At 40.9% G+C, this 12,308-nt stretch carries 13 protein-coding genes; 12 read left to right on the top strand and 1 reads right to left on the bottom strand.

The window, feature by feature from the left end; all coding sequences use genetic code 11:
- The first annotated feature begins 102 nt into the window (after positions 1-102).
- The 12 genes from ADJ77_RS11545 to ADJ77_RS11485 all read left to right on the top strand — a co-directional run bounded on the left by ADJ77_RS11545 (position 103) and on the right by ADJ77_RS11485 (position 10,852).
- The gene (locus ADJ77_RS11545; RefSeq protein ID WP_025078190.1) at positions 103-471 is read left to right on the top strand and encodes a TerB family tellurite resistance protein; all 369 of its coding nucleotides are present in this window, start codon (positions 103-105) and stop codon (positions 469-471) included.
- Positions 472-1,648: 1,177 nt separating this feature from the next.
- On the top strand, positions 1,649-2,566 hold the full coding sequence (locus ADJ77_RS11535; RefSeq protein ID WP_025078188.1) for a hypothetical protein: 918 nt from the start codon (positions 1,649-1,651) through the stop codon (positions 2,564-2,566).
- A gap of 2 nt (positions 2,567-2,568) precedes the next feature.
- Positions 2,569-3,882 (top strand): DUF4280 domain-containing protein, encoded by a 1,314-nt coding sequence (locus ADJ77_RS11530; protein ID WP_025078187.1) that lies wholly within the window; start codon positions 2,569-2,571, stop codon positions 3,880-3,882.
- A gap of 2 nt (positions 3,883-3,884) precedes the next feature.
- A complete protein-coding gene (locus ADJ77_RS11525) occupies positions 3,885-4,505 on the top strand; it encodes a hypothetical protein (RefSeq protein ID WP_050696441.1) in 621 nt (206 codons plus the stop codon).
- A gap of 158 nt (positions 4,506-4,663) precedes the next feature.
- Positions 4,664-5,245: a DUF4280 domain-containing protein gene (locus tag ADJ77_RS11520; protein WP_050696440.1), complete on the top strand. Its 582-nt coding sequence runs from the start codon at positions 4,664-4,666 to the stop codon at positions 5,243-5,245.
- Positions 5,246-5,285: 40 nt separating this feature from the next.
- Positions 5,286-5,759 (top strand): hypothetical protein, encoded by a 474-nt coding sequence (locus ADJ77_RS11515; RefSeq protein WP_154663402.1) that lies wholly within the window; start codon positions 5,286-5,288, stop codon positions 5,757-5,759.
- The gene (locus ADJ77_RS11510) at positions 5,756-6,367 is read left to right on the top strand and encodes a hypothetical protein (protein ID WP_025079285.1); all 612 of its coding nucleotides are present in this window, start codon (positions 5,756-5,758) and stop codon (positions 6,365-6,367) included. Before ADJ77_RS11515 ends, ADJ77_RS11510 begins: the two co-directional genes overlap by 4 nt.
- Positions 6,368-6,473: 106 nt before the next feature.
- Complete coding sequence (locus ADJ77_RS11505) at positions 6,474-7,739, top strand: DUF4280 domain-containing protein (RefSeq protein WP_050696438.1); 1,266 nt, start codon at positions 6,474-6,476, stop codon at positions 7,737-7,739.
- A 2-nt stretch (positions 7,740-7,741) separates the two neighbouring features.
- On the top strand, positions 7,742-8,362 hold the full coding sequence (locus tag ADJ77_RS11500; RefSeq protein WP_042741173.1) for a hypothetical protein: 621 nt from the start codon (positions 7,742-7,744) through the stop codon (positions 8,360-8,362).
- Between the two features lie 3 nt (positions 8,363-8,365).
- Positions 8,366-8,989, top strand: coding sequence for a hypothetical protein (locus tag ADJ77_RS11495; protein WP_050696437.1), 624 nt, complete (start codon positions 8,366-8,368; stop codon positions 8,987-8,989).
- Positions 8,990-9,095: 106 nt separating this feature from the next.
- Positions 9,096-10,241 carry a hypothetical protein gene (locus ADJ77_RS11490; RefSeq protein ID WP_050696436.1) on the top strand — a complete coding sequence of 382 codons (1,146 nt, stop codon included), beginning with the start codon at positions 9,096-9,098 and terminating at the stop codon, positions 10,239-10,241.
- Positions 10,238-10,852 (top strand): hypothetical protein, encoded by a 615-nt coding sequence (locus ADJ77_RS11485; protein ID WP_025078829.1) that lies wholly within the window; start codon positions 10,238-10,240, stop codon positions 10,850-10,852. Before ADJ77_RS11490 ends, ADJ77_RS11485 begins: the two co-directional genes overlap by 4 nt.
- Positions 10,853-11,187: 335 nt before the next feature.
- Here ADJ77_RS11485 and ADJ77_RS11480 read toward each other — a convergent pair whose 3' ends face one another.
- Positions 11,188-12,288 (bottom strand): Mrp/NBP35 family ATP-binding protein, encoded by a 1,101-nt coding sequence (locus ADJ77_RS11480; protein WP_050696435.1) that lies wholly within the window; start codon positions 12,286-12,288, stop codon positions 11,188-11,190.
- Positions 12,289-12,308: the final 20 nt, after the last annotated feature.

The raw sequence follows: 12,308 nt of genomic DNA, 5'->3' as shown, positions 1-12,308 counted from the left end.
TTCTGACATGACACAGACCGAGAAACTTTCAGTTACTCAGAATGTAACAAAACAAACAATCTATAGTGTTGCAGAATCAAGTTAATATAATACTTTAAAATTATGGGAAAATTAGAAGAATTGAAGAAAAACCTTCTCGCTGACGGTGTAATCGACAAGGAAGAGGTAGCACAGCTCCGTGAAGTACTCTATGCTGACGGCGTAATCGATGCAGAAGAAGTTGAATTCCTATTTGAGCTCAACGATGCTGTTTCCGGTAAGGACAATGCTCCTGAGTGGCAGGAGTTCTTCGTTGAGGCTGTTTCTGATAACATTCTCGCAGACGGTGAGATTGACGAGGAAGAAGTCAAGATGCTGTCTGAGAAGATCAGCGGTGATGGTCAGGTAGACGAAACAGAGAAAGCACTGCTTCTGAACTTGAAGGCAAAAGCTAAGAACTTCCCTGCTGCCCTCGAAGCACTTTTGAAATAAGCATATTGTAAGCAGTAAGCATTTTACTGACTTATCAGCGGATAGGAGACAGGCATCCTTCACGGGTGTTTGTCTCCTGTTTTTCTTTTACTTCAAACCGGTCATCAGGACCTGAAACAGATTTGTTTTATCACCGAGCAGCTTGTTCATCTTTGTAATGAAAGCATAACAGGCTACGTCAAGTTATAAAGACGGATGAGATGCTGACGAGAAAATAAAAGATGTTAGGAAACAATACTGTCAAACTAAAAACAGTCCACATTGGGGGCTGATGAACCTGTGGGGGCAGGCTCATCCTCCCACTGCGTGTTTTCCGCACATCCCCTTCTTCCTTTCTTCTCTGTTTTACGCAATTATTTTTGTTCTTCCGTTAAATGCATGGATGTTTTTCGTATAGCTTTAACGCAAGAATCGGAGCTGTTTATTAAATAAAAAATAGCCAAGACGGTCTTGGTTACCTACCTTGTTATCATCCTCCGATGCAGAAAACCTTTTCATGTCAATACTTTGAAAATGCGGACAATGGTTTGAAAAATCATGACATAATTTCAGGTAAAACACCTACAGATAAAGGCAAAAACACGTGTAAAAAGCAAGTTTGCAACCGACAGTAAATCAACCGGTTATAACGCAGTGCAAGAAAAGGTGCTTAATTGGACTTCAAAAGGGCGTCAGTTAGACCTCAAAAGGGCGTCTATTGCAAGTCAATTGGGCGTCTTTTCAAAGCCAAATGACTATGTGTTAGCTTTGAACTGCATGAAAATAGTTTACAAACGTTGGTTGGAATGGGATAAGTTGTTTGTAGAAGACGGAACGACATGGTATCTGTTTGCCTTTTCTGCATTTTTATCTTGTGCTTTATCCTCCTTTGTGAGACCGTCTATTTTTGGATAGCCATACCATACAAGCGTATAAGCCTTTATTCTGTTTCCAATCTATGAATTTAACGGAAGAACCCAGAATAATGCAAAAGAACGCACAGGAAACTTGTTCCCAATTTGCTGAGTGCAGCTTGTTTTCTACAAAAAGAATATTTCTTTTAGTGTTGTCCGGTAAGTTTATTTGTTGTTCTAATGCTTTTTGTTTATATTTGCACTTGACAAGCAGGGTTTGTAGTTCTTCTTCCTCTTTCCATGCAAATCCTATGGCAGTATTTACCAATTCTATAAAAACCGGTATGATAGATTGGGGAGAAGAAGGAAGCCCATGGCGGAATTTTTACGAGAAAGCTGACTTGTTTGACAAGACAGTCAAGTACAGATGCGAACAGAAGGTGTTGAACCGTATAGACGGGATGGTGACAAGCCATTCTGACACACGGCGTGAACTTTCTTTGCAGTATGATTCAACGCTGGAAAGCAACAGGTTCAAAGGTGAAGTGACAGAGAGCTTTGTCAAGATAAGACCGGAGAACATGATGGCTGCACTGGAGTTGCTGGATAAGATTGACGGTATCAAGTGCCGTGCAGAGGTTACTGTTGACTCACAGACTGGCAAGATCAACAAAGTGGTGAACTTTGAGGAGATCAAGAAACGATGGGAGGAATACCGTGCGGAGATGTTCTATACCATCAATTCTACAATGGGAAAGGGGTCTGACGAAGGCAAGCAGGTGGAGAAGTTTACTGACCTTATCGACAGGCAGTTCACTTATGAACCGACTTTCAGAACAGAATTGTCGGGTAAGCTGTTCTATGATGTTTTCTTTGATAAGTATCTTATAGGAAAGAAGTTGGAAGATGATAAGTTCGACCAGAACTTCTATTCTTTCCTTTTTGACCAGACACCGATCAAGACTTCTCTTACCCAGGAGGTTACTACGGATGAGGAGACGGGACTGAAGAAGATTTCACGCTATATCTCTGCTGACGACCAGCGTACAAAGGTGGTCAATGAGTTTGGCATCATGAGGACCTATAAGGAACGCTACCAGCCGATTGTCAAGTATGGCTTTACGCAATATAACTATGAGCTCTATCATGACATTCTCCTTGCTGACGACGGACTTCCTCAGGAAATCAAGGTGAATATCATCGAGGAGGTGAAGAATAATATTGAGATACTGGTAATTTATCGTATTCACAGATTGAAATAACTATGGCACAATCATATATACCTGCCGGAACAGATGTTATCTGCACGGAGATGACAGGAGGAGTTCCGGCACAATTAGGACTCACACGTGAAGCTAAGGTCTTGTATGGCAAAGAGAAAAAGCCTTTGCTGAATACTTGTGACAAGAAGTTGAGTTGCTCGTTACAATGTCGTATCAAACAGACATTCTTTTCTGGACTTGGTGGCTTGCTCATTGGTCTTGCTGCTGGAGCTTTGGTTGTTGCATTTGTAATAGCTACAGCGGGAGCTGGTGCAGCAGTGGTTGGTGCAGCAGCGGCTATTGCAACAACGGCTACAAATGTAGCTTTTGCAGCCTCAATGGCTTTGTTTGTGGGAGGAGCGGCATCCTATGGTGCGGCTGCAACTTACAAATACTTAGCCAACGAATGTGATGATTCGCTTACTGGAGAGTGGGGGATGTTCCATGGAAAGGCTAAGATCGAGGGGCATAATGCCCTTTTGGAGCCTTCAATGCTTACTTGCAGTAAAGGCGGTGTCGTGACATTGGTTATGGACCATGCCAAGGCTTTAGAGTTAGCGCAAATGATAAGCAAGACAAACAATGAGATTAGTAATGTAAATGCGTGGTCAAAGATCAAGCAGGGATTCATAGGCAATGTCTCTAATGCGTTGCTTGCAGGTTTCCAGGGACAGGCTGCCGGGTCTGCGATAGCAGTGATAATAGGTTCCGGGCTGTCAGTTTACTTCTATTGTACCAGTGATGTTGAGAACTTTCGTGATAGTAATGTCCGGAAACAAAATTCGTATGCGAAATCAGCACTTGAAAAAGACGATGACCAGACGTCAATGAAAACAGACCATAGTGTTCTGACGAGCTCAGACGGAATAACGGTAGGTTCTGTGTCAGGGGGAGGACTTGTTGGAGCTGGCACTGAGGTTGTGGCAACAGTAACAATACGCAACGATGAGTTGGCAAAAGAATCCATGAAACAAAATGAGAATGCTTTGAAATATATCTTAGCAGGTAACGAGGAGGCAGCAGAAGGAGCTTACAGGAAGGCAGGTGAATTGATGGGGAAGCAGCAGGGAGTAAATCTTAATTCCTTTAAAGAGATTTTCACTGGTAGGACTCGTGTGTTTAAGTATAATGTCCATAATGGGGCTTTTATTGGTGCAGGTCTGGCTATAGGCGTTTTAGGTGCTATGTGGAATAATCATATAGAATGGGGAGATAATAAGGAAGAAAATCTGTTATATAAAAGTATGATTGATAAAATAAAGAAAGCAAGGAAAAATAATAAAACTAAAACCTCAATCTTAGCAAATAGCTTATAAATATGAAAATAACAGAATATACGCATTTTATTCCATGGGTGCTTATCGGGAGTCTGATAGGTTCATGTTTTATAGTACCGATGATGCCTAAGATTGTTGATGTATTATATTATAAGAATAAATATAACAACGAAGCAGTAATATTTTATAAACAGTATATGGATAAATGTTATACAATAAAGGTAATAATGCCACCAGAAGAGTCACAGTTATATCTAAATAACATTGATGATGAAAAGTATCCTTTAAGTGAAGTTTTTGATACAACTTATGACTCTCGTGATTTTTTTAATAACCCAAGTGCTGATTACACTTCTTTCTATTGTAAGGAGTATAAGAAGTTTATGAATATCATTGCATTTAAGGATGTTAATGGGAGTTATGTAGAGAAAGAGCTTTATCTTACAGTCAACCGTGACGATATGAATAATCCTGTGTATGGAACAAAAGACAATCCTGTACCCGTACTGAAAGCAGTTGGTGTGAGTGAACCGATATGGTTTAGTGGCAAGGATAGCGATTCTGTCTTTATAGAAAAGTTTTATCGGAACAATGTCATCAACTACTTAAAGTATAAGATGCCGAAGGAGGAATTTGAAAGGAGGTTCATGAGTAAAAAGTAATTATTACCAATCCTGTTCTTCTGATAAATATATCCAGTCTTTCCATAAACAAAAGTTATGATACAATCATATATACCTGCGGGGTCTGAATGCTATTTGTACGGAAATGATGTCTACATTACCCAGCCAAATCGTGACGGAAAGAAAAGCCAAGGTCCTTGTATGGCAAGGAAAAGAAAGCGTTACTCAACACCTGCGACAAGAAATTAACCTGTCAGTTGCAGTGTCGCATCAAAGTTTCGTATTATGATGGGCTTAGCGGCTTGCTTCTTGGTCTGACATTGGGCGCAGCCGTTGTGGCTCTGACGGTCCTGACATGTGGAGCTGGCACGGCAGTCGTTGCGGCAGCGGTCATTGCCACAGGTGCTTTAGGTGGAGCTGCAGTGTATTATGCTGATAAGACAACGGAAAGCAGACTTGCAAAGCATGAGTGTGACAGTACTACGGGAGGGACATGGGAGCTGTTTCATCGCAAGGCTTATATAGAAGGAGCGAATGCGGTTTTGGAACGTTCTTTCCTTACCTGTCAGAAAGGAGGGATTGTCTCTCTGGTGATGAGTCATGAAAAAGCTCTTGAACTGTCAAAGAAGATCAGCGATAGTAATAAGAAGATATTAGAGTTGAATTACTATTCCAATCTTTCACAAGGTTTTGTTGGAGCAGCTGCTAATGCCTTCAAGGCATCAGGTGCTGGGGGATGTAGTAGGTCTCATCATCGGCTCGGGGCTGGCAGTGTATGATTATGTTTCGGGAGCCGATGATAACTACCGTAATCAGAATATGCAGAATCAGCATGAGTATGCTCGCAAATATTTAAGGGGGGAAGATGCTGAGTTGGAAGCTGACGGAGGCATAGTGACGAGAGAAACTTGGCGAGACATGGCCATCGGAGGGGGATTAACTGCTGGCGAAGCAGCAATCCCTGTAATAGGCAGTAATCGTCAAACTCTTGGTACGCTTAGTCGTTGGGGCTTAGAAGAAGTGGTGAGTGGTAATGTAATGACTCGTGGCATTTGGAGTTGTTTTACAAGAAATACTGCAAAGAATATGGGGAAAGAAATAAGTAGGAATTTGTTTACCAAGTTGAATGCACAGAAATTTGGAGTGGGTATTGCTGCGTCTTTGATAAGTAATGGTATAGAATGGGGTATGAATAAAAAGGAGAATGACTTATATAAGGAGATTATTGAGAAGATAAATGATGCTCGAGGAGAAAGTAAAGGAGGAATTAATATAAAAGCAACAGGTCAATGAAAAGAATCTTTAAACATATTCCAATGGTATTGGCTGGGCAGATTATAGGAGGTGTGTTGGTTGTCCCTTTGATATATTTTCTTATTAACAAATTGTATTTCCCATATAAATATAATGATAATGTTGAGGTTTATGCTGAGAACTATATTAAAAAATCAAAGCATATCAAAGTTTATATGTATGATTATGACTCTAAAATGTATTTATCTAATCTTGAGCCAGAAACTAAAACATTAGAGACCTTTATGGTGAAGATGGATGGTAATTATTTTGCTAATCCTGAGGCACGTTACATCCCTTTCTATAGCCCAGAGTATAAGAAATATTTCAGCATAATGTATTTTGATTTTCCTAAGGTTTATGGTTATGACAATAAAGAAGTGTATTTGACAGTAAACGAGGATGATATGAGCAACCCTGAATATGGAACTAAGGATAATCCTATTCCTGTTTTAAAAATGGTAGGAGTAAATGAATCTATCAGAGAAGATAACAAGGATTACGATAAGGAATATATGGACAGCTTCTATCGTGAAAACGTCATACGGTATTTGAAATATAAGATGCCAAAAAGTGAGTTTAAAAGACGATTTAAGAACAATAAGTAATTCCTGACAAGTCTGTTCATCTGATAAATATATCCAGTCTTTCCATAAACAAAAGTTATGATACAATCATATATACCTGCGGGGTCTGAATGCTATTTGTACGGAAATGATGTCTACATTACCCAGCCAAATCGTGACGGAAAGAAAAGCCAAGGTCTTGTATGGCAAGGAAAAGAAAGCGTTACTCAACACCTGCGACAAGAAATTAACCTGTCAGTTGCAGTGTCGCATCAAAGTTTCGTATTATGATGGGCTTAGCGGCTTGCTTCTTGGTCTGACACTGGGTGCAGCCGTTGTAGCTCTGACGGTCCTGACATGTGGAGCTGGTGCAGCAGTGGTTGGTGCAGCAGTGGCTATTGCAACAACGGCTACAAATGTTGCTTTTGCAGCCTCAATGGCTTTGTTTGTGGGAGGAGCGGCATCCTATGGTGCGGCTGCAACTTACAAATACTTAGCCAACGAATGTGATGATTCGCTTACTGGAGAGTGGGGGATGTTCCATGGAAAGGCTAAGATCGAGGGGCATAATGCCCTTTTGGAGCGTTCAATGCTTACTTGCAGTAAAGGCGGTGTCGTGACATTGGTTATGGACCATGCCAAGGCTTTAGAGTTAGCGCAAATGATAAGCAAGACTAACAATGAGATTAGTAATGTAAATGCGTGGTCAAAGATCAAGCAGGGATTCATAGGCAATGTCTCTAATGCGTTGCTTGCAGGTTTCCAGGGACAGGCTGCAGGGTCTGCGATAGCAGTGATAATAGGTTCCGGGCTGTCGGTTTACTTCTATTGTACCAGTGATGTTGAGAACTTTCGTGATAGTAATGTCCGGAAACAAAATTCGTATGCGAAATCAGCACTTGAAAAAGATGATGACCAGACGTCAATGAAAACAGACCATAGTGTTCTGACGAGCTCAGACGGAATAACGGTAGGTTCTGTGTCAGGGGGAGGGCTTGTTGGAGCTGGCACTGAGGTTGTGGCAACAGTAACAATACGCAACGATGAGTTGGCAAAAGAATCCATGAAACAAAATGAGAATGCTTTGAAATATATCTTAGCAGGTAACGAGGAGGCAGCAGAAGGAGCTTACAGAAAGGCTGGTGAATTGATGGGGAAGCAGCAGGGTGTCACTGCTAATTCTTTTAAGGAAATATTCACGGGCAAGACTTCTGTTTTGAAATTTAAAGTTCCCAATGGGGTTTTCATTGGTGCAGGTCTGGCTATAGGCGTTTTAGGTGCTATGTGGAATAATCATATAGAGGGGAATGATAATGAAGATGAAAATATATTATATAAGGATATGGTAAAAGAAATTATAAAGAGTCGTAAAGAAAATAAGAAAAAGATTACAATTGTAGCAAATACATTATAATAATGAAATTATTAAAATATGCAGGTTTTTTCCCTTGGGTGCTGATAGGAAGTCTTATAGGTTCTGCTTTTGTAGTACCGGCGGTGTCAAATCTTATAGATAAATTTTATTATAAAGAGAAATATAATAATGATGCAGCTATGTTCTATGATCAATATAGAAATAATAGTTATATTGTAAAAGTGTCCATGCCTAACGCTGATTCTAAACTATATTTACATAATGTAGATAGAAAGAAATACCCTCTCTATGAAAATTTTGATACAACTTATGATTCTCGTAATTTTTTTAATAACCCAAGTGCGGATTACACTTCGTTCTATTGTAAGGAGTATAAAAAGTATATGAATATTATCGCATTCGTGGATGTTAATGGAAGTTATGGAGAGAAAACTCTTTATTTGACAGTCAACCGTGACGATATGAATAATCCCGAGTATGGCACAAAGGAGAATCCTGTACCCGTACTGAAAGCAGTCGGTGTAAGTGAACCGATATGGTTTAGTGGTAAAGATAGCGATTCTGTCTTTATAGAAGAGTTTTATCGGAACAATGTCATCAACTATTTGAAGTATAAGATGCCGAAGGAAGAGTTTGAAAGGAGGTTTAAGACTAAAAAGTAGATAGTGATGTCTAAAATGAAATTTATAAGTTTTATTCCTTGGGTAGCGATTGGAAGTGTTATAGGCTCTTTTTTTATAGTTCCTTTGATGCCTAAGATAGTTGATGCATTATATTATAAGGACAAGTATAATAATGATGCTATTTATTGTTTTGAACAGTATATAGACTCAAGTTATACTATCAAGGTAGCAATGCCTTCTGGTAACTCTAAGTATTTTTTATATAATGTAGATGAAGAGAGGTATCCTCTTTTTGAAAGGTTTGATACTACTTATAATTCACAAAATTATTTCAATAATCCTTGTGCAGAATATACCTTTTTCTATTGTCGGGAATACAAAAAGTATATGAATATCATTACGTTTAAAGATGTCAATGGAAATTATGGAAACAAAGAGCTTTATCTTACAGTCAACCGTGACGATATGAATAACCCCGAGTATGGAACTAAAGACAATCCTGTACCAGTACTGAAAGCAGTCGGTGTGAGTGAACCAATATGGTTTAGTGGTAAAGATAGCGATTCTGTCTTTATAGAAGAGTTTTATCGGAACAATGTCATCAACTACTTAAAGTATAAGATGCCGAAGGAGGAATTTGAAAGGAGGTTTAGGAGTAAAAAGTAATTATTACCAATCCTGTTCTTCTGATAAATATATCCAGTCTTTCCATAAACAAAAGTTATGATACAATCATATATACCTGCGGGGTCTGAATGCTATTTTTACGGAGATGATGTCTACATTACCCAGCCAAATCGTGACGGAAAGAAAAGCCAAGGTTTTGTATGGCAAGGAAAAGAAAGCGTTACTCAACACCTGCGACAAGAAATTAACCTGTCAGTTGCAGTGTCGCATCAAAGTTTCGTATTATGATGGGCTTAGCGGCTTGCTTCTTGGTCTGACATTGGGCGCAGCCGTTGTGGCTCTGACGGTCCTGACATGTGGAGCTGGCACGGCAGTCGTTGCGGCAGCGGTCATTACCACAGGTGCTTTAGGCGGAGCTGCAGTGTATTATGCTGATAAGACAACGGAATGCAGACTTGCAAAGCATGAGTGTGACAGTACTACGGGAGGGATATGGGAGCTGTTTCATCGCAAGGCTTATATAGAAGGAGCGAATGCGGTTTTGGAACGTTCTTTCCTTACCTGTCAGAAAGGAGGGATTGTCTCATTGGTGATGAGTCATGAGAAAGCTCTTGAACTTTCAAAGAAGATCAGCGATAGTAATAAGAAGATATTAGAGTTGAATTACTATTCCAATCTTTCACAAGGTTTTATTGGAGCAGCTGCTAATGCCTTCAAGGCATCAGGTGCTGGGGATGTAGTAGGTCTCATCATCGGCTCGGGACTGGCAGTGTATGATTATGTTTCGGGAGCCGATGATAACTACCGTAATCAGAATATGCAGAATCAGCATGAGTATGCTCGCAAAATCTTAAAAGGAGAGAAGGCAGAATTGGAAGCTGACGGAGGCATAGTGACGAGAGAAACTTGGCGAGACATGGCCGTCGGAGGGGGATTAACTGCTGGCGAAGCAGCAATCCCTGTAATAGGCAGTAATCGTCAAACTCTTGGTACGCTTAGTCGTTGGGGCTTAGAAGAAGTGGTGAGTGGCAATGTAATGACTCGTGGCATTTGGAGTTGTTTTACAAGAAATACTGCAAAGAATATGGGAAAAGAAATAAGTAGGAATTTGTTTACCAAGTTGAATGCACAGAAATTTGGAGTGGGTGTTGCTGCGTCTTTGATAAGTAATGGTATAGAATGGGGTATGAATAAAAAGGAAAACAACTTGTATAAAGAAATGCTACAAATTATTAAGCAGAGTAGAAAGCAAAGTGGACATGGAATAGATATACAAGCTGATCAATTATGAAAAATATCTTCAAGTATATACCAATGGTCACCTTAGGGCAGATTTTAGGTACAGCAGTTGGTTTCCCTTTGCTGTGTTTCCTTATCAATATATTTTATTATTCAAATAAGTATAACGATGATGCAGAACAGTATTACAAAGAGTTTATGAATAATTCTTATGATATAGAGGTTACTATGCCAGAAGATAAATCTAAATATTATTTGGAGAATCAAGACGAAGATGTCAAGACAGTGGAAACCTTTATAACAAAAATGGATGGTAATTATTTTGCGAATCCAGAAGGATGGTATAATCCCTTTTATTCTGTAGAATATAAGAAGTATCTTAGTATAATGTACTTTGTTGATATAAGTCAGATGTATTGGCCTTATGGACGGAAGGTTATATTAACAGTAAATAAGGATGACATGAACAATCCGGAGTATGGAACAAAGGAGAATCCCATTCCAGTGTTGAAGGATGTTGGCGTAGATGAGTCTATCCGAGATTATGATAAGGACTATGATAAGGCGTATATGGACAGCTTCTATCGTGAAAACGTCATACGGTATTTGAAATATAAGATGCCAAAAAGCGAGTTTAAAAGACGATTTAAGAATAAAGAGTAAGTTTGCACGGCAATGAGTAAGGATCGTGTCAGTAAGTAGGGAAGAGTGATAGTTCAAGCACATCAGTTATGAAAAATATCTTCAAGTATATTCCAATGGTCACCTTAGGTCAAATCTTAGGTATCGTTGTCGCTTTCCCTTTGCTGTGTTTTCTTATCAATTCCTTAATTCCGCAGCACAATTTCTTGCGAGAAATCCAAGTGCCTGAGAAACAAAGTCCTCAAAAAGGATAAAGAAAACAGGGATGCACGGTCTGTGCATCCCTATGATTTGTTTTGACACAATCTCTGTGAAGTGTGCGGAAAAGCATTCTGCAAGGGGCAGTGCCATCGTTATCAGTTCTTCACATCGACGATTTTCGTCGGAGCCTGCTCCTTGTTGCGGCGGTTCACCACGGTGACAACAGCCTGTGCAAGACTGAGGAAAGACTGTCCGGTGATGGTTTCAATCTGTGTGGCTGCCGGTGTGCCCTTGTCGCCATTCTCGCAGATGCTTTGTACAATCGGAATCTGGGCGAGGAGCGGACAGTCAAGTTCCTTGGCGAGGCTCTTACAGCCGTCCTTGCCGAAGATGTAGTATTTGTTTTCAGGGAGTTCGGCAGGTGTGAACCATGCCATGTTCTCAACCAGTCCGAGGATAGGGATGTTCACCTTGTCGTTGCGGTACATGTCGATACCCTTGCGTGCATCAGCCAAGGCTACGTTCTGTGGTGTGGAGACGATGATGGCACCTGTGATGGCAAGTGTCTGCATGAGGGTGAGGTGGATGTCGCTGGTTCCCGGTGGTGTGTCAAGGATGAAATAATCGAGGTCGCCCCAGTCGGCATCAGCGATGAGCTGCTTCAGTGCTGAGGTCGCCATGCCGCCACGCCAGAGAGTTGCAGTGTCGGGATTGACGAAGAAGCCGATGGAGAGCAGTTTTACGCCGTATTTCTCAACAGGTTCGATGAGCTGGCGACCGTCCTTCTGGACACCGTATGGGCGTTCGTCTTCTACGCCGAACATCTTTGGCATGCTCGGACCGAAGATGTCAGTGTCGAGCAGTCCTACCTTGTAGCCGAGGCGTGCCAGTGCGATGGCGAGGTTGGCGGAGACGGTGCTCTTTCCCACTCCTCCCTTGCCGGAGCTGACGGCGATGATGTTCTTTACCTCGGGCAGGAGCTTGCCTACCTCCGGGCGAGGTGCGTTCTTGAACTCAGTGGTAATGGTAACTTCCACTTCCTTGCCCACGGAGTAGTGAATCTGTGCCTCGACAGCCTTGAGGGTTGATTTGAGGAATGGGTCGGTCTCACGTGGGAAGATGAGTATGATGCTCACCTTGTTGCCGTTGATGCTGGGTGTGTCTGCCAGCATCTCACTTTCGATAATGTTCTTCTTCGTGCCTGGATAGATAACCTTTTCCAGTGCGTCTGTGATAAGTTTTGGATATAGTGTCATTTTTCTTTTTTTATGTTCAT

The sequence above is a fragment of the Prevotella fusca JCM 17724 genome (assembly GCF_001262015.1).
Classification (GTDB): Bacteria; Bacteroidota; Bacteroidia; order Bacteroidales; family Bacteroidaceae; genus Prevotella; species Prevotella fusca.
Note: the sequence above shows the minus strand (reverse complement) of the source record. Positions and strands in the feature narration are given on the sequence as shown.